This window comes from Novosphingobium sp. G106, assembly GCF_019075875.1.
Taxonomy (GTDB): Bacteria; Pseudomonadota; Alphaproteobacteria; order Sphingomonadales; family Sphingomonadaceae; genus Novosphingobium.
This window is the reverse complement of record NZ_JAHOOZ010000004.1, coordinates 90,572-116,489: the sequence shown is the minus strand read 5'-3', so window position 1 is coordinate 116,489 and position 25,918 is coordinate 90,572. Positions and strand designations below refer to the sequence as shown.

Sequence of the window (25,918 nt, the reverse complement as noted above, 5' to 3'; positions counted from 1 at the left end):
TAGCGCGACTGATTGCACGTCCTGCGGAGACGAGTCATCCGCTTTTTGATCGGGGCAGCTTTCGGCGCTGGTCCAGGGCCGCCTTATCCAGCCGCCCTCGACCGCATCGATACGGCCCCACGGACTATATCGGCATGATAAGCTACTGCGTATCAGAAGCCCTCGTGACGCTGATTGCTGCAAGGTCGGCTGGGTTTTCGATTTTCAGGAATGCCCGAAAATAGGCAAGGCGAAATCGTCGAGTTTTGAACTCACCCCATGGCGCTTCCGCCGAAGCTATAATCTGGCCATTCCGGTCCCTACCTTCAACATGGAGGTGGCCAGGCACTACGCCCGCATGGAAGTTGGGTCTCCTGACATCGCCGCCAATGAGAACGCCATTCTGTTTCAGTCTCGCGGAAGCCCGGACAACGACGAGCTGGTCATCCGACGCGAGCGCAATTTTGCCCGTAAACGGTGAGGCTGAAGCACAACCGACGAGCATCAGTCCCACTCCGAAAACAGCTAATATCCGGCTTGGCCGTGACGTGAAGCGTCCGGCTATGCGGAGCATGACGTCGATCCATTCGATGTGTGATTGCTGCCTTGATCGTGGATCACGTGCGCAATCGATACGCTATCGATATTTGCGACGGGGACGTCGATCGAGGCAGAGAAGTGCCACTGACCACGCGAGTGGAATCGATATCTTCTCCAGTTGCTTTCCTGACATGCAACCTGCTGACCATCCTTGACGAAGGTGACATGCAAGTCACCTCGTCTGTTGGCGAACCATTTCTTATTGCTGACGGATCCCGCAACAATCGTGCGTCCGCCATCAGCTTTTACCGTGACCCATTGAATGTAGACCCAGGAATTGGGCTGAATCTGTACGGGAATATCGACGCGGATCGGACGCGCGTAAGCTGGTGCGGAAATGAGCACGGCAGACGCAAAGGAGCCAAGAAGCAATAGTCGCATATGATGGGAATCCTGAAAACGAAAGAATAAACCCGAGAAACGTCGTGTGTGAAGCTGAGAAAACACAATCTCCAGGCTACGCGCGAGTGCTCCTGCGACCCCCATCAACCGCGGCGCCAGGGCAGCTTCCTGCTGTCGCCTAGCCACGCCGGTCAGAACAGCATCATCGAGCGCCACCAATGCCGGAGGAATCGGGCCTCTCCCAAGTCGCGCAAGCGCAAGTTCGATGTCAGTCACGACGCCATTCTCCTCGTGGCAATCTACTATATACGCAGTTGCCCCGCGAACCCCTCGGCAAAAATAGCCGCTCGATTGAGGGGGCGCGTATTGCCCCTTGAACGCACTTCATGGAGGTTCCTCATGCGCACCAGCCGCTTCACCCTGAACTCTCCGCTCTGGTTGCCTTTGCCAGCCCGCAGCTTGCCACCGCGCATAGCCTCATCAATGATCGTCAGGATGCGGAACTTGCGGCCATCATGTGTGCGACCCTCGACGAAGTCGTATGCCCAGACATGCCCCGGATAATCAGGCCGCAGCCGGATGCACGAGCCATCGTTCAACCATAGCCGGCCCCGCTTGGGCTGCTTTTGCGGCACCTTCAGACTCTCGCGCCGCCAGATACGTTCGACGCGCTTGCGGTTGACCATCCATCCTGCATCACGCAACAGCGCCGTCATCGCTGGATCGAGTTAAGCTTAGTTAGGCACCGGGAATCCGGCTTTCCGCAGCGCCTGGAGGGCGCAAAGCGTGCCCGCAGCGATCCCATATCGGGCAATCGCGCGGTAGCGAGTTCGACCGTGAGAACGGAGGCGAGCTCGGCCTCGCAATCACGGTCATGGGCGAGGCTCAGGCTGTCGACCATCAGCCGGCATCGCCGATCGAACGCATTGCCCTCCTCTCGGACGCGCTCCCCAGCTTCGTCGCCATGCGTTAGGCTTGGATCGGTTTGTTGGCCATCGCCATCTCCACTCTAATCCGGCACGGTCTCCCCGGCTCGAAAGCGACATTCCCATCGTGGCCGCGAGCGACCTCCCGGACAATCGCGAGGCCGAGGCCATGGCCGATGCTATCGGGACTGCCCTTGCGGAAACGGTCAAACACGGTGTCGCCAAGCGCCTCTGGCACGCCCGCCCCCTCGTCGCTCACCGAGATGTAGGCCAGTCGCTCATTGCCGGCACCAATCTCAACGCCCGCGACCAGTCGGATTTTGCCGCGTCCATGGACCAGCGCGTTGTCCAGAAGGTTGCGGATCATGTCGTACAAATCCTCCGAACAGCCCCTTACAGCCAGATTGTCGGGCAACTCCACGTCAAGCTTTCGGCCTGCTCCGTCCGCCAGCGGGAAGACTGCCGCGGCCGCCTCGCGTGCGACGCGCGAGAGATTGACGATCGGCCGAGCGCTCGCGACCTCCGTCTGGCGGGCGTGTTCCTTGCGAGCAAGATCGAGCAATTGGCCGACGAGTTTGTTCAGCTGTTGGACGTCATGGTCGATCGTGCCCCAATCGAGCGTGCCTCCCAGCTTCGCGCGCTGAAGATGAAGGCTGAGCACAGCGAGTGGGGTGCGCAGTTCGTGCGCGGCATCGGCGACAAAGCGCTGTTCGGCCTGATATGCCTCGGTCAGCCGATCAAGTGCGCCGTTGATCGCCCCCACCAGTGGGCGAACCTCTTCAGGAAGGCGTGTCGTCGAGATGCGGGCGCCCGGGTTGCCCGGTCCAACAACCGCCGCTTCGCGCGAGGCCGAGGCAAGGTGTCGAAGGCTCCAACCGCTCACGAGCCAGATCAGCAGGATCGCGCCCGCGCTGTACACCGACAGGATCAGGATGTCCTGATAAGGGTCCTGGAAGAGGAAATAGTCTGTGCCGGCGATTGCCTGCGCCTGGCGATCCAGCGGATCCAGCCCAAAGGCTCCACCAAGTCCAAGCGAAAACATGAGGAGCATCCCGGCAACGAGCCGTCCGCGGAGGCTTCCGAGCGATCGTCTCAAAGCCCCACCCCCGGCTGCAAGCGATAGCCGATTCCACGCGCCGCCTCGATACGCACATCGGATCGAGCAGTCAGAAGCTTGCGCCGCAGGCGCGAGACCGAAGCCTCCAGAGCGTTGGAACCGACTTCATCATCGAAGCCATACACGCGCTCCTCAAGCGCATCCTTCACGACGATTCGGCCCCCGGCGCGAATCAACTCCTCTAGGACCGAAGCCTCGCGGCGGGTCAGATCCAATGCAGTGTTCACGACCGCAGCGGATCGCGAGGCGGGATCGAACGAGAGATCGCCGTAATGATAGATAACGTCGCGCCGCGTGCCTGGCCGTCGAAGGACGGCGCGCAACCGCGCTTCGAGTTCAGTGAGGTCGAATGGCTTGAGGATATAATCGTCTGCCCCGGCATCAAGGCCGCCGACCCGGTCCGCGATCCCGTCGCGTGCGGTCAGGATGAGGGCCGGCGTGTGTGTGCCGCGAGAGTTCCGTAGTTCCCGCAGGACGTCCACGCCGTCCATGTCAGGCAATCCGAGATCGAGGATGATCGCGTCATAGGCCGCGACCGCAGCGGCTGCCAACGCCTCTTCGCCCCGACCGACCGGGTCGACCGCAAATCCGCAAACCCTCAGATGCTCGGTGATCGTCTCGCGCATCGCGCGATTGTCCTCAACGAGCAGCACTCTCATGATCCGACTCCGCGTACGCCACCCGCCACTTATACCACACAGCTGACGCGAGGCTGACGGCGGGCGCATCTGACCTATGGCTTGCCTATTGAGCGCCGACAATCTGACATGCCGTCAGCCTCGCGTCAGCTTGGGCTCCGATAGCTCCCCTCCAGCGATCGGGGAATGCGGACACAATGCAGGCGGCCATGCACCGGGGGAGCGGTAGACACAGGGCGGCAATTTTACTGACCGTCCTGTTGACCGGCTGTGCATCCGTACCTTCGAGGCCTCTCGCTCCAGAGATCAGCGCGGCCACGCTGGACGCCCGCTCGCTGAACGATCCAAGGCTCGAGGCATTCCTCGCCGCGTCCGGCGGAGCCGCAGTGCCAACGGCTCCCTGGGATCTGCACCGCCTCACGCTCGCGGCGGTCTTTTTTCATCCCGACATCGAAGTTGCCGATGCGCGGCTTGCCGTGGCGGAGGGAGCCATCCGAACGGCGGCGCAGCGGCCCAACCCGTCATTCAACCTGACCCCGCAGTTCAACGCGACCAACGCGATTCCGACCGCCTGGACGATCGGGACGGCGGTCAACCTGCTGCTTGAGCTGTTCGGCGAGCGTGAGGCACGAACCGGCGAGGCGAAGGCGCTGGCCGAGGCGGCGCGGTTCGACGTCGATAGCGCGAGCTGGCAGTTACGCGGCCGGGTACGCTCGGCGATGGTGGCGCTGTGGAGCGCCGAACGGCGCGCCACGCTGGTCGCGCAACGCCGCGACCTGCAAATTGCCTTGACCGGCTTCGTCGAGCGCCGCCTAGCCGTGGGTGAGGCATCCTCGCTCGACATGGGCCGCGAGCGCGCCAGCCGGGACGCGGCGGTCCTGGCGGTCTCGGATGCGGCGCGCGATGTCGCCGACACCCGGGTGTCCTTGGCCACCGCGATCGGCGTTCCGGTGCGGGCTCTCGATGGTATCCGGCTGGATTATGCCGCCATCACGGATGCTCCGCCGCCGACAGATTTCGCCACCTTGCGCCGGACCGCGCTGACCACGCGAAGCGACATCCGGGCGAGCCTCGCCCGGTACGCCGCCAGTGAAGCGGCGCTGAAGCTCCAGGCCGCCAACCGCTTTCCCAACCTCGCGATCGGCCCGGGCTATCAATATGACCAAGGCGACAACAAGTTCGCGTTGAGCATCCAGGCCGACCTGCCGATCTTCAATGCCAATGGCGGCCCGATCGCAGAAGCCGCAGCGCGCCGCCGCGAAGCAGCAGCCAATTTTACGGCGCTCCAGACACAGGTCATCGGTGACATCGACCGTGCGATCGCTGCCTATCGAACCGCCAGCGCCAGCCTTGCCGCAGCGAATGCGCTCGCCGCGCAACAGGCCGACCGCAAGGCGCGCAACGCCCGCGTCTTTCGCGCGGGCGCGATCGACCGTGTCACGCTGCTGACAGGCGAGATCGAATATGCGGCGGGCGAGGATGCCCGGCTGCAAGCCCTTACCGCCCAACGGACTGCGCTGGGCCAGCTCGAAGACGCGTTGCGCGTCCCCATCTTCTCGGTGGCGTTGCCGCCGGCCACCAGCAGCAGGACAGCGCCATGACGATCACCTCACGGCTTCGGATGATCTTCGCTGTTGTGATCGGCATCGGACTGGTCGCGGCCGCGATCTGGGCGATCGGTGCAGCACGCACGGAAGCGGGCGCCGAGGCCGATCGCGAGCGGCCGGTCGCGACACCTCAGCGCGTCTTCACCGATGATGGCCAGACGGTCCTTCGGATCGATGCCGCGACATTGGCCCGCAGCGGAATCGTTACCGCGCCGCTTGCAGCAAGCGAGGCGGCGGCGACGGTGCCTGTGTTCGCAACCGTCGTCGACACGGCCCGTTTGACCGACCTTGCCAACGCCTGGGCGGTGGGCGCTGCTCAGGTTTCCGCTGCACAAGCGCGCGCGAGCGCCTCCAAAGCAAGCCTTGCCCGCACCCGCCTCTTGTACGCGGATGCGCAGAACGCTTCCCTAGCGCAGCTTCAGGCGGCGCAGGCGACCTATGCTGCGGACCAGGCTGGCGCCAATGCGGCGCATGTCCAGGCCGAAACTGCGCTTGCCAGCGCGCGCCAGGAATTCGGACCGGCACTGAGGCCAGGCTCCGCGCTGGTGGATGCGATCGTCAGCCGCCGGTCCCTACTGCTGCAGGTGGCGTTGCCGCCTGACGCCGGAACGCCACCACCGACGTTGATCGTCGAAGGAGACGGCGGCGTTCGCGTTCCCGCACGGCTGGTTGGTGCCGCCGCACGCGCCGATCCGCGCGTGCCGGGTCGGGGAGCGTATTATGTCGTTCCCGGGACAAGCGGTCTGGTGCCTGGGATGAGCGTCACTGCTCAACTCGCAACCGGCGCCAATAGTCAGGGAACGACCATAGCCGCGGCAGCAGTCGTGAACTGGCAGGGCAAGACCTGGATCTATCGTCGCCGCCCGGATGGCGCATTTGTTCGGGTGCCGGTCTCCACCGAGCAACGCGACGCGGCGGGCAACTATATCGTCCACGATCTGCCCCCCGGGACGCGGGCTGCAATCCAGGGCGCGCAACTTCTTCTTTCCGAGGAGCTACGCAGCCAGGCGCCGACCGAGAGCGACGGGGATTGAGCGTGGAGCATTCAAAAGGACCGCAAGCCGCCCTGATCGGCTTTGCCGTACGTTTCCGCGGCATCGTGGTCGCGCTCGCTTGCCTGCTCGTAGCTTATGGCGTGCTGAGCTTGCAGCGCGCCGAATATGGCGTCTATCCCGAGTTCGCGCCGCCCCAGGTCGGTATCCAGACCGAGGCTCCCGGCCTTTCCCCTGAACAGGTCGAGCTGCTCGTCACACGGCCAATAGAATCAGTCGTGGCAGGCCTGCCGGGCGTCCAATCTGTCCGCTCGAACTCGATCCAGGGACTGTCGGCGATTACCCTGATGTTCGCTCCCGGCAGTGACATCTATCTCGATCGGCAGCTCGCCTCTGAACGGCTCGCATCGGTGGCCCAGTCGCTGCCACAGGGAGTCGCCGCACCAGTGCTGACGCCACTGACGACATCGACCAGCACGGTTCTCATCTTCGGATTGACCTCGGATCGTCAGTCGCTGATGGCGCTTCACACCACGGCGGAATGGACGATCCGTCGCAGCCTGCTCGCGGTGCCCGGCGTCGCCGACGCGGTGGTGTTCGGCGGTGAGACCCGCTCGATCCAGATACAGCTCCATCCCGACCGGCTACGGCGCTACGGCGTTGCGACCAACGACGTGCTCGCGGCCGCCCGGAACGCGACCGGACTGCGCGGCGCCGGCGTGATCGACACACGAAACCAGCGGATCGTTCTTGAGAGCAAGGGTCAGATCCTCGACCCGCGTGACCTCGCTGGGACGGTGATCTCTTCAGCGCCAACCGGACGCGTGACGCTCGGCGATGTGGCCGATGTGGTCGAAGCGCCCGAGCCGCCGATCGGTGCAGCCGCGATAATGGGCAAACCCGGCGTCATGATCACGGTGAGCCAACAATTTGGTGCTGACACGCTGACGGTTACGCGGGCGGTCGACGCTGCGCTGGCGGATCTGCGGCCGGCCCTGACGGAACAGGGTATTACCCTGCAGGACAATCTATTCCGCCCCGCCAACTTCATCGGTACGGCCCTTACGAACATCCAGCACTCGCTGGTGCTCGGTGGCATCCTCGTGGTCGTCGTCCTCTCCCTGTTCCTGTTCAACCTGCGCACAGCCGCGATCGCCTGCACCGCCATCCCTCTGTCGCTGCTGACAGCGACTTTGCTGCTGTCGCGCTTCGGCATCACCTTGAACACGATGACATTAGGCGGTCTCGCCATCGCGATCGGCGAGGTGGTTGATGACGCGGTCATCGGTGTCGAGAATATTGTTCGGCGGTTGCGCGAGAACCGGGCGCTGGATGCGCCCCGCCCAAGAGCGAGCGTCGTGATCGACGCTGTGTTCGAAGTGCGCAGCGCAGTTGTCTATGCGACGCTGGCGGTCATTCTCGTCTTCCTTCCGGTCATCGCGCTGTCGGGGCTTGCCGGACGGCTCTTCGCGCCGCTTGGAATCGCCTATATCCTCGCCGTGCTCGCCTCGTTGCTGGTCGCGCTCACCGTCACCCCTGCGCTCGGCATGATGTGGCTGTCTGGCCAGCATCACGAGATGGACGATCCCCCCCGTCGCCCGATTCAGCCGCAAGCGCTACGAAGCGCTGCTCGCACCAATCATCGCGCGCACGAAGCCTGTCATCATCGCGGCAACCGTCCTTATCCTTATCGGCTGTTCGGCGCTCCCGTTCTTCTCGACAAGCTTCATCCCGGAACTAAAGGAGGGGCATTTCATCCTCCACATGTCAGCGGCACCCGGTACGTCACTCGACCAGTCGCTCGAACTCGGCGCGCGCGTCACCAAAGCACTACGCCGCATTCCCGAAATCCGCTCGGTCGCGCAGCGTGTCGGCCGCGCACAGAAATCCGATGATATCTGGGGTCCGCATTATAGCGAGTTCGACATCGACCTCGTGCCGCTTGGCGGCGAGGAAAGCGAAGCTGTCCAGGCAAGGATCAACCGGACGCTCAGCGGTTTCGCTGGCGCCAATATGTCGCTGAAGACCTTCCTGACCGAACGTGTCGAGGAGACTCTGTCCGGCACGACCGCCCCGGTCGCGGTCAACGTCTTCGGCGATGATCTTGACGTCCTCGACGCGAAGGCTGCGCAGATCGCCGGCATCCTGAACGGCATTCCCCATGCCGGCAATGTCCAGTTGCTAACCCCGCCCGGGCTGCCACAGCTCGGGATCAAGCTGCGGCCTGCCGACCTTCAGCGCTGGGGGCTGAATCCGGTCGAGGTGCTGGACGCGATCCGGACCGCTTATCAAGGCGACATTGTCGGTCAGACCTATGAGGGCGACCGCGCGTTCAACGTGATCGCTCTGGTCGATCGGGCCAGCCGCGACGATCCGTCGAGCATCGGCACGCTACCGATCCGGACGCCGGGCGGCACGTTCGTGCCCTTGCGGCAACTGGCCGACATCGTGCCCTCGTCTGGACGCTATCAGGTCCGCCATGAGGGAGCGCGCCGCGTGCAGACCGTGACCGCCAACGTGGCTGACAGTGATATCGCCGCCTTCGTCGCAACCGCCAAAGCGCGCATCGCTAGCGGAATAAAGCTCCCTGCCGGAACCTATGTCACCTTCGCCGGGACCGCCCAGGCCCAGGCCGACGCCCGTCGCGATCTTCTCATCAACACGCTGATCGCGGCCATAGGCATCATATTGCTGCTGTCGGTCGTGACTCGCAATTGGCGCAATCTCCTGCTGGTGCTCGCCAACCTTCCTTTCGCCATGGTCGGCGGCGTGGTGGCGGTGCTGCTCACCGGCGGGCAATTATCGCTCGGTGCGCTGATCGGGTTCGTGACACTTGCCGGCATTACGCTACGCAATTCGATCATGATGATTTCGCACTTCGAACATCTGGTCGCGATCGACGGCCGCGACTGGAACGCAGCCACGGCGATCGACGGTGCGAGTGACCGGCTGGTGCCGATCGTCATGACATCGCTCGTCACCGCGCTCGGGCTGCTCCCGCTCGCGGTCGGCATGGGCGATCCCGGTCGCGAAGTCGAAGGCCCGATGGCGGTCGTCATCCTTGGCGGCCTGATGACATCGATGGTACTCAACCTGCTGGTGCTGCCGACGCTGGCGCTCGCCTTTGGACGGTTCGGCCGAGAGCAGAACAAGATGGCTCAGGCATGAAGCCACTCGTCACGGCAGTGCCCCGCACGGTCTGGATGCTGGGGTTCGTCAGCCTGTTCATGGACCTGTCGTCCGAGATCATCCATGCGCTACTGCCGCTGTTTCTCACGACGACGCTCGGTGTTAGCGTTGCCGTCGTCGGCGCGATCGACGGTGTTGCCGAAGCGACCGCCTCGATCACAAAGGTGTTTTCGGGCTATGTTTCGGACCGTGTCGGCAAGCGTCGCCCGCTGATCCTGATCGGCTATGGGCTCGCAGCGCTGACCAAGCCGCTGTTCGCGCTCGCCGGGACCGCGCCGGTCGTGCTCGGCGCGCGCTTTGCCGATCGGATCGGCAAGGGATTACGCGGCGCCCCGCGAGATGCACTGGTCGCCGATGTCACGCCGCCCGAGATTCGAGGCAAAGCGTTCGGGCTACGTCAGTCGCTCGACACGATTGGCGCATTCGTAGGTCCGTTGCTTGCCGTTGGCCTGATGGTCGTTTTCACCAACGACATCCGGTCGGTTTTCTGGTTTGCGACCATTCCCGCGGGCATTGCAGTGTTGCTCGTGGTTGTGGGTGTCGATGATGCCAAGCCCCATAGCAGCAGTGCTCCGGCTCGGTCGCCGATCCGTTTTGGTGATCTCGGGCGACTGGCGCGCCCGTTCTGGGAATTGGTCGCCGTCGGCGTTGTCTTCACGCTCGCGCGGTTCAGCGAGGCTTTTCTGATCCTGAAGGCAAATGCGGAAGGCTTGCCGCTTGCGCTGGCGCCGCTGGTGCTTGTTGCCATGAATATCGTTTACGCATTGGGCGCCTATCCGGCCGGAAAACTATCCGATCGCGTGTCGGCGCGCGCCATTCTCGCGGCGGGCATGATCTGTCTGATACTCGCCGACCTGGCGCTGGCAATGTTGCACGGGATCAGAGGGGCATTTGTCGGAATCGGCTTGTGGGGAGCCCATATGGCGCTGACGCAGGGGCTGTTCGCCAAGCTCGTTGCAGACAATGCGGCGCCGGAACTCCGTGGTTCGGCCTACGGGCTGTTCAATCTCGCGACCGGGCTCACAATGCTGTTTGCAAGCCTCATCGCGGGACTCGTTTGGGATAGGTTCGGCGCCGATGCGACGTTCCTCGTCGGCGGGGCCTTCGCGCTCCTCGCGATGGTTCTGCTTTTTGTTCGGCGGCCTCCCATCGCACACGGGCAGAATCATCCTGGCGGGCTGTGAGATTCGCTTAATGAACGGTGTTGGTTGCTCGTCGAGTGATCGCAAGGTCCGCACATGGACGCCCGACCACCACTGACGAGCGATCAAGGCAAATGCCTCCTCGACAATATCCTAATATCTACTATCGTGGATATATGGATAGTGATTCGGCCATCGCAGCCTTGGGCGCCCTCGCACAGGGCACACGCCTCGACGCTTTTCGTCTTCTGGTTCGGCACGAGCCGGACGGACTGGCTGCGGGCGAGGTCGCGCGGGCGCTCGATGTGCCGCAGAACACCATGTCGGTGCATCTCGCTACGCTGGCGCGCGCCGGACTGATCAACGCGGAACGGCGCAGCCGCATCATCAACTATCGCGCCGATCTCGACCAGTTGAAGGCGCTGACCCTGTTCCTCGTCAAGGATTGCTGCGGCGGCAAGGCGGAGTTGTGCGAACCGCTGATCGCCGAACTCGTCCCCTGCTGCTGATGGAGTCCGTCATGTCCGATCGCATCTTCAATGTTCTTTTCCTGTGTACCGGCAACTCGGCCCGCTCGATCCTGGCGGAAAGCGCGCTCAACAAGTTGGGCGACGGGCGCTTCCGCGCCTTTTCGGCCGGCAGCTTTCCCAAGGATGCCGTCAACCCGGACGCCATCGCCGTGCTTGAGCGGATCGAGTATCCGACCGAAGGCCTGCGCTCGAAGAGCTGGGAGGAGTTTTCCGGTGCCGACGCACCGGTCATGGATTTCGTGTTCACGGTCTGCGACGACGCGGCGGGCGAGACCTGTCCGATCTGGCCGGGCCATCCGATGACGGCGCACTGGGGCATCGAGGATCCAAGTCACGTCCAGGGCACGCCGGTGGAACGCGAGCGGGCATTTGTCACGGCGCTCCGCTACCTTGAGAACCGCATCAAGCTGTTCATTGCCTTGCCGTTCGATCGGCTCGACGCCTTGGCACTGCGCGCGCATGTCCGCGAGATCGGGCATGGCGAAGGTGCGAGCAGCCGCCGCGGGGATGCTGCCTGATGCTCGCCGACATCGTGATTTACCACAATCCCGAGTGCGGCACCTCGCGCAACACGATGGCGATGATCCGCAATGCGGGGATCGAGCCGCATGTCGTCGAGTATCTGAAGACGCCGCCGTCGCGGCCGATGCTGGTGTCACTCATCGAACGCATGGGGATCAGCCCCCGCGCGCTGCTGCGCGAGAAGGGGACACCTTTCGCGGAGTTGGGTCTGGGTGATTCATCGCTCAGCGACAACCGGCTCATCGATGCGATGATGGAGCATCCGATCCTGATCAACCGGCCGATCGTGGTCTCGCCGCTCGGGGTGAAGCTCTGCCGCCCTTCCGAAGAGGTGCTCGACCTGCTGCCAAGCGAACAGCGCGGGGCATTCACGAAGGAAGACGGCGAGCGCGTCGTCGATGACAGCGGCCAGCGGGTCGCGTCATGAACGCCACCGCTGTTGAAGCGTTGGCGCCGGCCAAGCCGGCGATCAGCACATTCGAGCGCTATCTCAGCGTCTGGGTGGCGCTGTGCATCCTGGTCGGCATCGCGCTCGGCTACGCGCTGCCCGGCCTGTTCGCGGTGATTGCATCCGCTGAGGTCGCCAGGGTCAATCTCGTGGTCGCCGTGCTGATCTGGCTGATGGTCATCCCAATGCTGCTCAAGATCGATCTCGGCGCGCTCGGATCGGTCAGGCAGCACTGGAAGGGCGTCGGGGTGACGCTGTTCATCAACTGGGCGGTGAAACCGCTCTCGATGGCGCTGCTCGGCACGCTGTTCCTGGGTTGGCTGTTTCGGCCGCTCCTGCCGGCCGCCGATGTCAACTCCTATATCGCCGGCCTGATCCTGCTGGCCGCTGCACCCTGCACCGCGATGGTGTTCGTCTGGTCCAACCTCTGCGACGGCGAGCCCACCTATACCCTGAGCCAGGTCGCGCTGAACGACATCATCATGGTGTTCGCCTTCGCGCCCTTGGTGGGCCTGCTGCTCGGCGTCGCGTCCGTCACCGTCCCATGGGAAACGCTGCTGATCTCGGTGCTGCTCTACATCGTGGTGCCGGTGATCGTCGCGCAACTAATCCGCCGCGCGGTGCTCTCATCGGGCGGGCAGTCCGCACTTGACCGGCTGCTGGCGCGGCTAGGTCCGGTGTCGCTGGTCGCGCTGCTGACGACGCTCGTCCTGCTGTTCGGCTTCCAGGGAGAAGCGATCATCGCCCATCCGCTGGTCATTGCGCTGATCGCGGTGCCGATCCTCATCCAGGTCTATTTCAACGCCGGGCTCGCCTATTGGCTGAGCCGCCGGTTCGGTGTCGCCTGGTGCGTGGCCGCGCCGGCGGCACTGATCGGCGCCTCAAACTTCTTCGAACTGGCGGTCGCTGCCGCGATCAGTCTGTTCGGGCTCAACTCGGGCGCGGCACTGGCGACCGTGGTAGGTGTGCTTGTCGAGGTTCCGGTCATGCTGTCGGTCGTCAGGATCGTGAAGGCGACGCGGCCCTGGTACGAGCAACGTGTGCCGGCATGATTGGCTCTGGCCGCATCGAAGGCTATGGGCATGACCGGCTGCTGCGATCCCTGGTTGTAAAGCCTGAGCGACGTGGAACCGGTTTGGGTGCTGCCATGCTTGGCGCGATCGAGCGAGCGGTAACCGGTAAGGGGGGTCGCTGCCCTCTATCTGCTTACCACCACGGCTGAACCGTTCTTCCGGCGGCACGGCTATGAAACCGCTAAACGCGCCGCCGTGCCGGCCGTCATCGCCCCGTCAGCCGAGTTTCGAACGCTCTGCCCGGCGAGCGCTGCCCTTCTCTTCAAGTGGATTGCCTGATGTCGCGTCTTCGTACCCTTGCCGACCCCGATTACATGCCGGCGCTAGACCGCGACGTGGTTCGTCTTCATCTCGCGGCAGGCCTCGGCGCGCTCGACCATCCGCCGCGGATCCTGCTTCTATACGGTTCGCTCCGTGAGCGTTCATTTAGTCGGCTCGCGGTCGAGGAAGCGGCACGACTGCTGATCCTTTTCGGTGCGGAAGTGCGAATTTTCGATCCGAGCGACTTGCCCCTGCCGGATCAGGTTAAGGCAGACGATCATCCCGCAGTGCACGAACTGCGCGAGCATGCGCTGTGGTCGGAAGGTCAAGTCTGGTGCAGCCCGGAACGGCACGGCCAGATCACCGGCATCATGAAGGCGCAGATAGACCATCTGCCGCTGGAGTTCGGCGGCATGAGGCCCACCCAGGGGCGAACACTCGCGGTGATGCAGGTATCGGGCGGCTCGCAATCGTTCAACGCGGTCAACACGCTTCGCCTGCTTGGTCGCTGGATGCGGATGATCACGATCCCCAACCAGTCGAGCGTCGCCATGGCGTTCAAGGAGTTCGACGAAGCCGGGCGGATGAAGACATCGAGTTACTATGACCGCATCGTCGACGTGATGGAGGAACTGGTCCGCTTTACCGTGCTGACGCGTGGCCATGCCGAACAGCTTGTCGATCGCTATTCCGAACGCAAGGCTGGTGCGGCGAAGCGGGATGCGGCCAGCGATCTCACTTCACGATCGATCGCCTGACCATCGACACGATAAGACCAAAGGGATGGTCTATGCGAGACGTGACAACAGCCGCCCCGCCCCACCAGCCTCCGCCGCCAGGTTGCGGTTGTATTCCAGCGGCATCCGCGGACTCTTCCAGCGCAGCGCATCCATGATGCCCGACAATTCCTCACCGACACTGAACAGGTCCTGGTTGAGCCCGATGCGCGTGGAATGGGCGCTGATTCCTTTGAGCAGCCTCGCGAGGTCCTCGGCCGAGAGATCGCTCAACGCCGCCTTGTCGAATGCCCGCTGTATGACCGCTCGATAGATCGGGCCAATCGAGCCAGGATGAAGGGACCCCTCCCCCACGTCATATTCGACACGAGCTGCTATTGCGGGGTGCGACAAGGTCTTGCGCAGATCCCACGTCTCGCGGCTCGATATGCTGTCGATGCGCCGCCCCTTCACGGCAGGGCGCGCCTTGTAGCGTCGCACTTGCACCCGGCGGAACAGCGCGCCGCTGTCGATGCCCGATGCCCGTTGCCACGCGATGATGGCCTGCACACTCCGCGGGCTTAGAAAGGCGGTGGCCCCCTCCCCTTCCTGATCGCCTTTGCTGCGCGGGATGGTCAGCAGCCGGGCGTCGGGATCGATGGCTTCCACTATGTGCTCGACCTGGACAGCCACCAACTCGGATGCGCGCAAGCCGGTGTCGTAGGCCGTCGAAAGCAGTGCACGGTCGCGCAGCCCCGGCAGATCGTCGTCGCAGGCGAGGAGCAGCGCGCGGATGTTGAGGCCGCGCGGCGCATCGCGCACCGCGTCCCGCACCGGCCCTTTGAAGCGCAGCGGCCGCGCCTGTTTCTGTGCGGTCCCCTTCTCGCGGCGGATGGCCGCCAGGCGCAGCTTGACCAGCGGCGCCACCGTCGGATCGGTGAGGCCGAGCAGCTGGTGGATCTTGGCGATCGATGCCTTGTAGCGGCTAAGCGAGGCCGGCTTGCCCCCCTTCCCAGCCCGCCCGTCGAGATAATCGGCTACGGTCTCGGCCGTCGCCGGCAGCGCGAACCGATTGGTTCGCCGACACCAGGCGTCGAACGCTTCGATGTCGGATTTCAGCGCGCGGATGCTGTGAGGTGACGAGGCAGCCTGGAAGGCGTCGATCAGCGCCTTATTGACGGTGATCGTCCCCCTGGTCCCCATCTTCGTCACCTCCCAGACGAGATCGATCCCGGAGTTTGGCGGAGATGGGATCAGCGATAACAGGGCGGGCAGCTCTTCCACCGCTAGAGCCTCGATTCCTTGACGATCTGCTCATGGGTGAAAGGCTCGATGCCATAGGCCGCCGCAAGGCCATTGAAGGCCTCGACCGCGACACGCTGGAGCTCGCCGGGCTCGACGGACGTCAGTGTCGCGTCATATTCGTAGGAATCCTCGACGGCCGCGTAACCCTCATCACCAAAGTCGAAGCGACCGCGCGGCCACCAGCTTCCGCGAAGATCGCTCACGCCCAGACGCACATGGATCGGGAGCGAGCCTCCATGCGCAAGCGCGAGAGCGCAGTTGCGCTCCAGAAAACCGAGCCACCGTTGGTAGAAATATCCGGTCGCGAGCGTCAGGCGATCACCCTCACGGTCGAAGAGAAAGCCGCCACCCACGCCCCAGAACTCGCCGGTCTGCTCGAACCACTGGGTCGCCGCGAGGGTCGGATAGACCCCCTCCTCCGCCGTCCCGGGCCAATAGACCACCGCGCCGCCTCGGCTGATGCCGTAGCTCAGCGTATTGGCGCGGGCGAGCAGCGCCGCATGTCCAGGGTGGTTGGCCAGAGCCTGTTTGGCGCCGGGGTTGGCAGCCCATTTTGAGGGGATCACCCGTGCATATCCCGGATATTTGTCCTTCCAGACAAATTTGGTGGTGCCGTGGGCCGGGTTTGTCACCAGCTGCGGCTCGGATCGGTCGAACCAAAGGTTGGCGTCGCCGGCGAAATGCGGTTGCCAATGCACCGCCTCGGGAAGCGGTGCCGGCAACTGATCCATCGCCAGTCGAAGATACTCGGCCACACGCTTTGCGAGGTCTGCGCGCACGCGCCGCAGTTCCTCGCGATCGGCATCGACCGCCAGGTGGAAAGCAATAGGTCCGCGCCGCCCTCGCATATCGAAAGGCAGCTTATCGACGGCGGCGCCTTCGAACGCCGTGTTCCAGACTTGCAGGATGCGGTTCTCGCCAAGAGCGCGATGTGCGTAGCCGAGTTCGATGAGCACGTTCGGATTGGCGCAGGCCTTCCCGCTCGCCGAGACAGCGATCGGTGTGACATCGCCCACGAACACCGCGGCTTCGTCGATCTTGCGCAGGATCGTCGCAACAATATCAGGCGTGCCGGCGACGCCCTGTGTGTCCGAGGTGAGGCTCGGCCGATCGGCCTCGTCGAGATCGGCAGCCAGCATGCCGATCGCCTGATCGAGCGCCGATCGGATCACGTCGCGCGTTACGCGGGCGTCGAGATCGCTCTGCCATGACCAGAATACCGTCTTTTCCACGCGCTTGTCGCCCCTGCCCGCCTCGGCGGCCTGTACTGTCGTTTTCAGAAAGCGGCCGGACTGAAAACCGGCGGGATTCCAATGGCCATGCGTTAATAAACCTCCGGACCGTCGCTCTCAAAGTGCACGTTTGCTACAATACGACCGGACCCGGCAACACGAGTCCCTGACACAAACGGGGATAGGTCATGGCCGAATTGGGTACCTCCCTTATGAGGGCCGATTCTACGGCTTGGCGCATCGCATGCATCCGCGAGCCGGTAATTCGCGCGCTCGCCGACCTGCCCAAGATCACGCGCAAAGCCATCAACGAGGTCAGCGCCGAGCTGGGCTTGAGCCGGTCGCGGATCTTCGAATTGGTCGCACGCTATCGTGAGGCCCCGGTGACCAGCTCTCTGCTCGATCTGACCGACGGCTATCCCAAAGGTCGGCGACGCCTCGCGCCCGAGCTTGATCAGCTCATCGCCGAGCAAATCGAGCAGTTCTACCTGACCCGCCCCAAACCAAATGTCGCGCAGCTCGTTCGCGCCATCCGGCATGCCTGCCATGAGCACGCCTTGCGGACCCCCGCGCGCAATACCGTCGTTGCGCGCATCGCTGCGATCGAGCGGGAACGCCTGGTCAAGGCTCGTGACGGAGCCAAGGCCGCCGCTGATCGATACCGACCGGTGGTCCAGTCATACGCCGCAGATTACCCTCTGCAGGTGGTCCAGATGGATCACACCCCGGCCGACATCATCATCGTAGACGAGCATTTCCGCAAACCGCTGTGCCGCCCGATGCTGACCCTGCAAGTCGATGTGGCTACGCGGGTCATCCCCGGCTTCTACATTTCGCTCGAACACCCTTCGGCCACCTCGGTAGGCATGGCCATCCGGCACGCGGTCCTCCCGAAGGCAGCCTGGCTGCAGGATCGGGAAATCTCGATCCAATACCCGGTGTCCGGCATTCCAGACGTGCTGCACCTCGACAATGCCCGCGAGTTCCACTCCCGCGCGCTCATGCGCGGCTGCCAGCAGCACGGGATTGAACTCAGGTATCGGCCCAAGCGAACGCCGCATTATGGTGGGCACATTGAGCGCTTGGTCGGCACGACGATCGGCGAGGTGCACCTCCTGCCCGGTACGACCTTTTCCAACATCCAGGAAAAGGGCGACTACGATGCCGAGGGTCAGGCCTGCATGACCCTCCGGGACTTCGAGCGCTGGTTCGCCATCCAGGTCGGTGTGTATCACGACACCATCCATAGCGAACTTGGGGTACCCCCGCTCACAGCATGGGCCGACGCGCTTGGCGCTCGCCCAGCCACGCCGCGCTTGCCTGCCGATACTGAGTCATTCCTCCTCGACTTTCTGCCCTTCGAGATGCGCAAGGTCCGGCGCGAGGGCATCGAACTGTTCCACGCCTTCTACTGGCACGGCGCCTTGGTGAGCCTCGCCGCCAATTGCGACCACAAGCTCCCAATCAAGTACAACCCGCTCAATTTGTCGGCGGTCTATCTCGAACTGCTTGATGGGAATCACCTGGCGGTTCCGCTGCGCGACCGGCGACGACCTCCCATTACCAAGTTCGAGCATGATCAGGCGCTGAAGGCACTACGCGAGCGCGGTCGCCAGGCCGTGGATGAGCAATCTCTGTTTGAAATGGTCAACCAGCAGCGCCGCATCGTGCTCGAAGCGGTCGACAAGACCAAGGCCGCCAGAAAATCCGCGCAGCGCATTGCCTATGCCCTTGAGGCCGGTGCTCCGCATGGAGGCAAGCCTCCGCCCCCATCGCTACCGGAGCAAGATCCTGATGCACAGCAGCCGATCGTCCCCTTCCAGATCGAGGAGCGACCATGACCGATCTCTACGATCACCTGTTTCCGGCATACCGCGAACAAGCGGAATACAGCGACGAAGCTCGCATCGACTGGCTACGCCGCGACCGCTGGATTTCCTTGCCGCAAGCTGAGATCGCCCTTGGGCGGCTTGAAGATCTTGTGACCTATCCACAGCGCGGGCGAATGCCCTGCCTGTTGCTGTTCGGCTTGACCGGCATGGGCAAGAGCGAGATCCTCCATCGCTTTGCCGAACTCCACACGGCCGCCTACGACAAGCGCGCCGGTCTCACGACCATGCCGGTCGTGGTGGTGCAGATGCCGCCTCAGCCAACCGAGGAAGAGTTCTACACCGAGCTGATGCTGGCGATGAACTATTCCGAATTCGACCACATGTCATTGCGATCCCTGCGCTCTCTTGCTCGGCGAACCCTCGCGGAATTCGGGACCAAGGTCCTGGTGCTCGACGAGATCGACAAGATGTTGGCAGGCTCACCGCGCCAGCAAAGGATCTTCCTCAACACCATCCGCTTCCTGACCAACGATCTCAGGATCCCGATCGTGTGCGCAGGCACCGAGGACGCGCGCATTGCCGTGCTTACCGATCCCAACCTCGCCGACCGCTTTGCGGCGCTCGAACTGGTCCCTTGGCGCAATGATCATGCCCTGCGCCAGCTCATGGCAAGTTTCACCGGACTGCTGCCGCTGCGCCGTCCCTCCAATCTCGATTCCAACGATGTGCGTCAGCGCGTCATCGCACTAACCGCAGGCGTGACGGGCCGGATATTTCGCCTGATGGAGGCGGTTTCCATCGCAGCTATCCGCAGCGGCCGCGAAATGATCGACGCAGACAGCTTCGATGACGAGCAACTGCTGCTGCCGCTGGTATCCATGCAGGTGATCGCCAGTACCGCCCGCGCCATGCGCCGACGCGTGGCATGAATGAGTACCTTGACCCTCTCCCCGATGAGCTTCTGACTTCGTGGTTCGCGCGACGACGCCACAATCTCCGAGGGCGTGGACTTCCTGAACCCAAGGCTGTCCGCGACAGCAAGGGAGCATGGCGGCATCCGGATATCCGGCCAACCAGGACTTGGCTCAATTCCGCCTGCGATAGGTTCAACGTCGAACCATCGCAACTGGCGGCAAGCACCTTCGTCCGCCGATTTCCTCACTTGCCGGTCGATTTTCTGGCTTGGGATTGGGCACCATTTCCGACCGAACGTGAAGGTTTGAGACCGGCGCCACGGCTCGCAATCGCCTGGTGCAGCCGGTGCCTCGCGGAAGATTTTGCTGTCGGCCGACCAGCCCACATCAGGCAACAGTGGGTGAATGCCTCCCTTGGATTCTGCCACTTGCATCGCTGGCCGCTCTCGGACCGCTGCGCTGCCTGCGGCTCCATCCGTTGGAAATTTGCAGCGCCAACTCGCGGCCCGCTGCGCATGCTCTGCGCCGAGTGCTGGCGTCCCCTTGAGCGGTCACTCCCCGAAGTCCTCCACGCCAGCAAGGAGCTGCGCGATTGCTGGGATTGCGTAATCGCGTTCGAAGCCGAGGTTCAGACGGCGTTGCGGGGTAGAACGCCCGACCAGTTCCGCTTCAACTTCACCTCCGCAAGCCAGCTTCTCAACGAAGTGCGAGACATCTGCGGTCTCCTGGCCCGCAATCGGTTGGGATTCACACCGTCGAGCATCCCCCCTGAATGCCTATGCCTGCACCGCTATGAAACTCGGTCTGTTGCGTCCCGAATTCCTGGCCAGCGATTCGCTGTTCCCCTTGGCAGTCGCCAGCGTGCTGAAACGCCGATGCATGCTGGCTGCCGCATGTGCCATCCTCGACGCGAAGGACGAAGCGGGTCGTCTGCTATACGCCCCCAGTGACCCACCAGCCATCGAGAGCTTCATTTCGGCAGCCGACAACACCGCGATAGACAAGTTCCTCGCGGAGCCCGCGCGATGGTCTCCTTCCTTCGGACGCCGCATCAAGGAAACCCGAAGGCGCGCAAGACACCATCATGTCGTCGGCAAGCTCGAACGGACGATATGGGCGCTCAATCGTTCCTTTGCTTCGGCCGGTTAAGCGCGTGCTGACGGGTGAACCCCCGAGGTTCCGTCATTCGTCGATCAATCGAAGCGCTCGGGCCTGCGCGACAAGACGCCTGACACCTTCCGGAGACCAGGCCAACCCTCCACGAGGAGTTGGCTCGCGCAAGTCCTTGGACAACCACGTGGCGATGTCTCGCAGCGAAGAACCCGGGTGCGTGCGCAACCGATCGGCGACAAGGCGTGCGCCCCTTGTATCTGGGGGGAGGCGCGGCGCGGGATCGAGGATACCCGGCTCGGCATAGCCGGCTTTAACCAAGGTGCGGCAGGCCTTCACCAGCGTCCGCTCCGTAAATGAGCGCGCGGGCGGCGTAATGGCCCGAATCTGCCGCAGCACCAGCGCCCAAGGAAGGTGTGGTCGCAGCCGCTGGACCGTCGGCAGCCAGCGCTGTCTGCCGTCAAGCAGCTCATTGAGATGACGCTCATTGAGGCTGTAGCGAATATCGTCGATGGCGACGGGGTCGCGCGCGCGCATGCGCGGATTTCCCGGCCTGGCGCCGCGCGCGACCGCGGCCTTGAGGCCTGCCCGCGTGCGCTCCCGGATCAGCGCCCGCTCGAATTCTGCGAAGGCGCCCAGCATCTGCGTCATCAACATACCCTGCGCGCTTGAGGTATCGATCGGATCGTTGATCGAGCGGAAGTAGGCCCCTTTCGCGCGGAGGGTCTCGACGATCTCGAGCAGGTGCGACAGCGAACGAGCGAGGCGGTCGATCCGGACCACCAGCAACGTGTCCCCCTGCCCCACGCGCGCGATCGCGCGCGCCAGGTTCGGCCGGTCGCGGCTACCGCCGCTCGCTTTGTCCTCAAGAATGACACTGCACCCATCGGCATGCAGCGCATCACGCTGCGCCGCGGTGTCCTGCTCGTCGGTGGAGACGCGGGCGTAGCCGATCAGGGCCATTTGTCACATTTCATAGAACGGGGACATCCGAACGGTTGCCCCCGTATGATATAAGTTTGAGGGCATCCTGGCCAGAGCTGATTGAAGCGGGCGCGCTCCATCCGTTCATCTCTCCGGCCGCAAAACGGCACCTTCGGCCGGGTTCCCCCCGCGCGGACAGGCAGCGCCGGCTTGCGCACTGCGGCGGGATCCAAAAGCCTACAGTTCTGCGGGGTTTTCGCGGCTGAGCCGATGCCAGTCCGGTGGTTTGGGGCCCAAAATCCGGCAGTTTGGGGACATCCTGACGCGCTACGTCGTGCGGTAGGCCAGAGTCCGGTCGTATGGGGAAACCGACAGGCGCGAGCGATATCGCGGATTTCGCCATAATGATAGGGTCGCGATACTCTTTCCTTATCACGACTGCTAATCAAGGCTAAGTTGACTGAAATGGCTTCTGGGTTAAAAGATGGCATGGAACAGGCTCCCGGATCGGGCCCTTACGGCCCCGCTTATAGCCCGCAGATGGCCAGTGCGATCGCCTCTTGCACGGGCGCGATTGCGCGGCTCGATGCCCGGGTTTGCGTGAGTTCGGTGGCTTCGGCCTGGAATCGCCGCGCGATGTGGAGCGGTTACGCGAGGGCACTGCAGCTGCAGTCGGCCGAGCTCGATGAAATCGACGTATTTTCCTGGGGCTGCGGCCTGCAAATCCCTGGCCGCGCCTTGCGTGCGACCAACCTCGACCAGTTCGATCGCTTTGACGAATGGCAAGCCGCGCTCGCCGATCCCGATCGCCTCGCCTGGCGGGACAGCTTGACGACTGCGGTCGGCGAACCTGCCGAGGCCGGCCTGCACCCTCCGCTGATCCGCGCGCTCGATGCCGTGCGGCAGTATGCTCGCGCCAACGGTGGGCTCGAGCCCTGGCTCGCCCTCCCCTTTGCGCTGCGCGATGCCAGGCTTACGGCCACCCCCCTGCCCTGCCTCACCGGGGGCGCGAAAGTCTTCCGGATGAAAAGGACCATCTCCGATGCGGACTGGCTCGCGGTACTGCGCGACCTTGAGGCAAGAGCCGTGGGCAATCTCGATCGCCTGCACGACCTCGAGAGGCTTTACCGCGACGCACAGCGCGCGATCGTGGCCGAATATCGTCCCGGCGCCCTCCCTGCCCTTCTCGCTCTCACCCAGCACCGGCCCTTACTATCGCCGCAATCGGTTGCCGATCTGCTGGGCCTCAGCGTGGCCGGCGCCAGCAAATTGCTCGAACGCGCTAAGGCAATCGGTCTCGTCGCCGAGATTACGCAGCGTCGGACCTGGCGGGTATTCTTGACACCTGACCTGGCGACCGAGTTCGGCTATGTCGCCGCTAAGAAAGGACGCCCGGCCAGGGAGGCCGCTCCCCTGCCCGCAGATCGAAGCCTCGCAGCTGCCTTCGAAGCATTTGACGAAGAGATGGCAAAGATAGATGAGATGCTTGGTTCCCGCGCCGGGATCATCTCACGCATGGACGATGACGACTGACAACGGCTCAGACTCGGCTCGGCTGCCGTTCCGGGGGCGTTCAGATGAACGAGTTCCCATAACCAATTGATATTTCAATGGAATATGTACATCCATTTTAAGGGCCATACAGAGGCAACATGACTCCACCGAGGGGTAATGCAGCGGAGCATGCTAAAAGGCGCTCCTGGAGCTTCTACGTGGCATTTCCGGCAAACAACCTGCCAAGACCGCCTCGGCGAGCGTCTTAATGTGGTCAGGGGTTGCCCCGCACCGATTTCACGCCTTTTCGAGCACTGTCCGGATTGCTGCGAGCAATTCATCGGTCGAAGCTCCCGACTGCGGCAGGACCTTAAGTGTCAGGCTCCCCCCTCGGACCCCGTTGGTAGCGAAGCATGGCTTTGCCCGCCCTGCCCTTCACCTGGACTTCGCCGGTTTGCTTGGGCTTGGAAGCCATGGTCGCGCGAACCAGCCGCTTGGCGATCTCGGCTCCCGAAAGCCGCGTGCCCACATCTTCGCGGTCGGCCGCTATCCGGCTTGCTTCTGCCGCCATCAATTCGAGAGTGCGGCGCTCCCCGGTCAATGGCTTGATGTCGCGCGCGACCCTAACCGTGATTTCATGCTTATCGGCGAAAGCCGGCAGGACGGCGTCGGGCAGCCGCGCTACGTCGAGCAGGCGGCTCAGCCACGACTTCGAGATGTTGAGATGCTCAGCCATCTCCGATTGCGAAGCGTTGTAGAACTCGACTAGCGCCTGCGAGTACTCCTTGGCCCTCTCCCAGTCGGAGATATCCTTGCGCGAGCGGTTCTCGATATCTGAGACCCGGAATGCCTCCTCGTCCGAGACCCGCTGGATAGTGACGAGATATTCGTACTCTGGATGATGGTGCTCCCTCAGCCATTTGACGGTCCACCACCGCCGAACGCCTGCGATGATCTCGTAATCGTAATCGGGGTCTCCCTGAAGACGCCGGACGATTGCCGGGATGCGCTGCTTTTTCGCCGACAGGAATGCGTCGATGAGATCTCTGCAGCTGTCTTCGTCGAGATGGTCGAGATCGCGGTTGTGGAGACGCCAGGGCCTGCACCGGGCCGGGTCCACCCATTCGGTGCGGTCGGTGACAACTTTTCCGGTGGCGAGCCGCGCCAGCGTCTGTGAACGGCTTGCCATGATGCTCTCGGCCGCCGGTGCGACGTCAAGGCCCCCCGTCCTCCTCGAGACCTTCCGTGAGGCTGCTCCCGAACCCTTGATTTCCCTTTGCCATATCGCTCGCTTCCGATTCCTTTAGAGACAATGGGGCGCCGGTTGCCACGTGGCAACTGCGCCAGTTTTGGTAGGATTGTGTCGGGAATCGGCAAGCTGGTTGCCACGTGGCAACTGATCCCGGCCGGCATAGTTTGCGCAAACTCCTGGCTCTCCAGGTCCGCACCAATTCGCAGGCACAAGCCTATGATTAGACGCGTTTTCTGTCCCGCGTTGCCACGTGGCAACTGTCATGAGACTACCCCTGCCCGGCTTTCCCATGTGCGCAGAACGTCGGTCTCGATATCGTGGCAAACATCGGTCAGATGCTTCATGCATCGATTGTGCACTTCATGCGACGTGACCGGCCTGTCGAGCTCGAAAACGGTCTTCATACGGGAGCTCGCATTGTCGATTTCAGCGCTCGTGCGCAGCACCGAATTCAGCATCGAACCGCCAAAGACCTGGCGCATCATCGCCAGGATCTCGCGCTGCATCGACTTGCTTTCGTCGACCCGGCTGCCGACCAGTCGAATGAAATTATAGGCCGGTTTCACGCGCCCACCGAGCTGCTCAAGCTGCTTCATCGTGGTGCGAGCCATGTCGATGAACGAGACCGTCGAAGCAAAATCGATGACACTCGGCGGCATCGGAATGACCATGGCATTGGCCGCCTGGAGGACGGCCATGGAAACCATGCCGAGGGCAGGGGGAGGGTCCATCACGACGATGTCGTAATCGTCGACGACCTCTTCGATCGCCTGGGAGATCAGGTCGATGATGTCGAAGCTCTGGTTTTGCGCGAGATAGCCGGCGATCTCATATTCGAGATTGTAGAGCTTGAGGTTAGCGGGGATCAGATCGAGCCCATGGAAATGGGTCTTGCGGATAATCTTGCGCACGCCGAGCAGTTCCGGGTTGTGGAAGTGGCCATAGAGCGTGTCCTCTTCGCCGAGGTCAATGTCCGGACGATAGCCAAACATCATCGTCGAACTCGCCTGGCTGTCGCAGTCGATGAACAGGACCCGGTAACCGCGGATCGCGAAATGCTGCGCAAGATGCAAGGCGATCGTCGACTTGCCGACGCCGCCCTTGAAATTCGACACCGACAAGATGGCCGGCGTGTCGGTTGGCGCGCGCCACGGACGCGTCCCAAATACATTGCGCATGTGGTCTAGTTCTTCGAGCGTGTATTGTAGGCGGTGTCCCGAAGCCGTGCGGTCGCGCTCGGGGAGGCGTCCGTCACGCTCGGCCTCGCGAATGGCCGAAGCCGTTCGCCCGACGAGCGAGGCTGCCTTGGAGATCGGGAAGGACGGCCCCTTCTTGGCACCAGTCTCGGGATCGAGCGCGCTATCCCTCAACCGTTTGAGGATCGTCAGAGCCTTTCGGTGAAGGGTCGCAAGACCGTCCTCGATGAGATCGTCGACGGGTGCTTCAAAGAGTTGTTCTGTCGCCATGGCCATCACTTTGTGGGTTTGATAGGGGCTATTAGCGCTCTTGGCAGTTTCGAGCAAGAATTGCCCATCAAACTTGCAACTCGACCGATGATCTCCGATCCGTTTTGTCGTGGGCTGCTCCCGCAAGCTCGCTTCCAGCAAATTCGACCGATGATCTCGGAGCCGTTCGAATGCTCAAAGAGGGACGCGAGCATGGGGCAGGGGAGGGCGCCCGAGCGCGCAAATCCCGCCTACGCGTTCATACCGATGATCTCGGTGCATACCGATGAAAACAGTGCTTTTTGCCGATGATCTCGGTGCAATCGAC

General features: G+C 63.2%; 20 protein-coding genes and 4 pseudogenes. 15 read left to right on the top strand and 9 right to left on the bottom strand.

Translation table 11 applies throughout. The features are described from left to right. Positions 1 to 540 precede the first annotated feature (540 nt). From KRR38_RS34380 to KRR38_RS34365, 4 genes and pseudogenes are all read right to left on the bottom strand, one after another. Positions 541 to 1,197, bottom strand: coding sequence for a hypothetical protein (locus KRR38_RS34380; RefSeq protein WP_217408244.1), 657 nt, complete (start codon positions 1,195 to 1,197; stop codon positions 541 to 543). Between the two features lie 191 nt (positions 1,198 to 1,388). Beyond that, a pseudogene (locus tag KRR38_RS34375) lies at positions 1,389 to 1,637 on the bottom strand (IS3 family transposase); the annotation flags it as partial. A gap of 253 nt (positions 1,638 to 1,890) precedes the next feature. Next, positions 1,891 to 2,889 carry a sensor histidine kinase KdpD gene (locus tag KRR38_RS34370; RefSeq protein ID WP_217408243.1) on the bottom strand — a complete coding sequence of 333 codons (999 nt, stop codon included), beginning with the start codon at positions 2,887 to 2,889 and terminating at the stop codon, positions 1,891 to 1,893. Positions 2,890 to 2,939: 50 nt separating this feature from the next. Next, positions 2,940 to 3,623 (bottom strand): response regulator transcription factor, encoded by a 684-nt coding sequence (locus KRR38_RS34365; RefSeq protein WP_217408242.1) that lies wholly within the window; start codon positions 3,621 to 3,623, stop codon positions 2,940 to 2,942. A gap of 365 nt (positions 3,624 to 3,988) precedes the next feature. Between KRR38_RS34365 and KRR38_RS34360 the strand changes: the two genes are divergently transcribed. From KRR38_RS34360 to arsH, 10 genes and pseudogenes are all read left to right on the top strand, one after another. After that, positions 3,989 to 5,203 (top strand): TolC family protein, encoded by a 1,215-nt coding sequence (locus tag KRR38_RS34360; protein WP_217408241.1) that lies wholly within the window; start codon positions 3,989 to 3,991, stop codon positions 5,201 to 5,203. Continuing rightward, on the top strand, positions 5,200 to 6,243 hold the full coding sequence (locus KRR38_RS34355) for a hypothetical protein (protein ID WP_217408240.1): 1,044 nt from the start codon (positions 5,200 to 5,202) through the stop codon (positions 6,241 to 6,243). Before KRR38_RS34360 ends, KRR38_RS34355 begins: the two co-directional genes overlap by 4 nt. A 2-nt stretch (positions 6,244 to 6,245) precedes the next feature. Further along, positions 6,246 to 7,772: pseudogene (locus KRR38_RS34350) on the top strand (efflux RND transporter permease subunit); the annotation flags it as partial. After that, positions 7,762 to 9,369, top strand: coding sequence for an efflux RND transporter permease subunit (locus tag KRR38_RS36850; RefSeq protein WP_309141264.1), 1,608 nt, complete (start codon positions 7,762 to 7,764; stop codon positions 9,367 to 9,369). The pseudogene KRR38_RS34350 and the gene KRR38_RS36850, both read left to right, overlap by 11 nt. Next, positions 9,366 to 10,574 carry an MFS transporter gene (locus KRR38_RS34345; RefSeq protein WP_217408238.1) on the top strand — a complete coding sequence of 403 codons (1,209 nt, stop codon included), beginning with the start codon at positions 9,366 to 9,368 and terminating at the stop codon, positions 10,572 to 10,574. Before KRR38_RS36850 ends, KRR38_RS34345 begins: the two co-directional genes overlap by 4 nt. Before the next feature lie 134 nt (positions 10,575 to 10,708). Beyond that, positions 10,709 to 11,041, top strand: a complete 333-nt coding sequence (locus KRR38_RS34340) for a helix-turn-helix transcriptional regulator (RefSeq protein ID WP_217408237.1) — start codon at positions 10,709 to 10,711, stop codon at positions 11,039 to 11,041. Between the two features lie 11 nt (positions 11,042 to 11,052). Continuing rightward, a complete protein-coding gene (locus tag KRR38_RS34335) occupies positions 11,053 to 11,580 on the top strand; it encodes an arsenate reductase ArsC (protein WP_217408236.1) in 528 nt (175 codons plus the stop codon). After that, the gene (gene arsC / locus KRR38_RS34330) at positions 11,580 to 12,011 is read left to right on the top strand and encodes an arsenate reductase (glutaredoxin) (RefSeq protein ID WP_217408235.1); all 432 of its coding nucleotides are present in this window, start codon (positions 11,580 to 11,582) and stop codon (positions 12,009 to 12,011) included. Before KRR38_RS34335 ends, arsC begins: the two co-directional genes overlap by 1 nt. Next, positions 12,008 to 13,084 (top strand): ACR3 family arsenite efflux transporter, encoded by a 1,077-nt coding sequence (arsB, locus tag KRR38_RS34325; protein WP_217408234.1) that lies wholly within the window; start codon positions 12,008 to 12,010, stop codon positions 13,082 to 13,084. The genes arsC and arsB overlap by 4 nt, the downstream gene beginning before the upstream one ends. Positions 13,085 to 13,383: 299 nt before the next feature. Beyond that, positions 13,384 to 14,124, top strand: coding sequence for an arsenical resistance protein ArsH (gene arsH, locus KRR38_RS34315; RefSeq protein ID WP_217408233.1), 741 nt, complete (start codon positions 13,384 to 13,386; stop codon positions 14,122 to 14,124). Positions 14,125 to 14,154: 30 nt separating this feature from the next. Here arsH and KRR38_RS34310 read toward each other — a convergent pair whose 3' ends face one another. Together KRR38_RS34310 and KRR38_RS34305 are read right to left on the bottom strand one after the other, a co-directional pair. Next, on the bottom strand, positions 14,155 to 15,285 hold the full coding sequence (locus KRR38_RS34310; RefSeq protein WP_217408370.1) for a tyrosine-type recombinase/integrase: 1,131 nt from the start codon (positions 15,283 to 15,285) through the stop codon (positions 14,155 to 14,157). A gap of 83 nt (positions 15,286 to 15,368) precedes the next feature. Next, complete coding sequence (locus KRR38_RS34305; protein WP_217408232.1) at positions 15,369 to 16,619, bottom strand: hypothetical protein; 1,251 nt, start codon at positions 16,617 to 16,619, stop codon at positions 15,369 to 15,371. Positions 16,620 to 16,807: 188 nt separating this feature from the next. Here KRR38_RS34305 and KRR38_RS34300 point away from each other — a divergent pair, with 188 nt between their 5' ends. From KRR38_RS34300 to KRR38_RS36840, 4 genes and pseudogenes are all read left to right on the top strand, one after another. After that, positions 16,808 to 18,460, top strand: coding sequence for a Mu transposase C-terminal domain-containing protein (locus tag KRR38_RS34300; RefSeq protein WP_217408231.1), 1,653 nt, complete (start codon positions 16,808 to 16,810; stop codon positions 18,458 to 18,460). Then, positions 18,457 to 19,380: a TniB family NTP-binding protein gene (locus KRR38_RS34295; protein ID WP_217408230.1), complete on the top strand. Its 924-nt coding sequence runs from the start codon at positions 18,457 to 18,459 to the stop codon at positions 19,378 to 19,380. Before KRR38_RS34300 ends, KRR38_RS34295 begins: the two co-directional genes overlap by 4 nt. After that, positions 19,377 to 19,799, top strand: a pseudogene (locus KRR38_RS38160) (TniQ family protein); the annotation flags it as partial. The gene KRR38_RS34295 and the pseudogene KRR38_RS38160, both read left to right, overlap by 4 nt. Before the next feature lie 358 nt (positions 19,800 to 20,157). Then, positions 20,158 to 20,514 (top strand): hypothetical protein, encoded by a 357-nt coding sequence (locus KRR38_RS36840; protein WP_254515907.1) that lies wholly within the window; start codon positions 20,158 to 20,160, stop codon positions 20,512 to 20,514. A 33-nt stretch (positions 20,515 to 20,547) separates the two neighbouring features. On the opposite strand, the gene KRR38_RS34285 is transcribed toward KRR38_RS36840, so the two are convergent. Beyond that, complete coding sequence (locus KRR38_RS34285) at positions 20,548 to 21,438, bottom strand: recombinase family protein (RefSeq protein WP_217408228.1); 891 nt, start codon at positions 21,436 to 21,438, stop codon at positions 20,548 to 20,550. A 450-nt stretch (positions 21,439 to 21,888) separates the two neighbouring features. Between KRR38_RS34285 and KRR38_RS34280 the strand changes: the two genes are divergently transcribed. Beyond that, positions 21,889 to 22,932: a hypothetical protein gene (locus KRR38_RS34280; RefSeq protein WP_254515906.1), complete on the top strand. Its 1,044-nt coding sequence runs from the start codon at positions 21,889 to 21,891 to the stop codon at positions 22,930 to 22,932. Positions 22,933 to 23,190: 258 nt separating this feature from the next. Here the strand turns inward: KRR38_RS34280 and KRR38_RS34275 are convergent. Together KRR38_RS34275 and KRR38_RS34270 are read right to left on the bottom strand one after the other, a co-directional pair. Further along, positions 23,191 to 24,176: pseudogene (locus KRR38_RS34275) on the bottom strand (ParB/RepB/Spo0J family partition protein). Between the two features lie 229 nt (positions 24,177 to 24,405). Next, positions 24,406 to 25,611: an AAA family ATPase gene (locus tag KRR38_RS34270; RefSeq protein ID WP_217408227.1), complete on the bottom strand. Its 1,206-nt coding sequence runs from the start codon at positions 25,609 to 25,611 to the stop codon at positions 24,406 to 24,408. Positions 25,612 to 25,918: the final 307 nt, after the last annotated feature.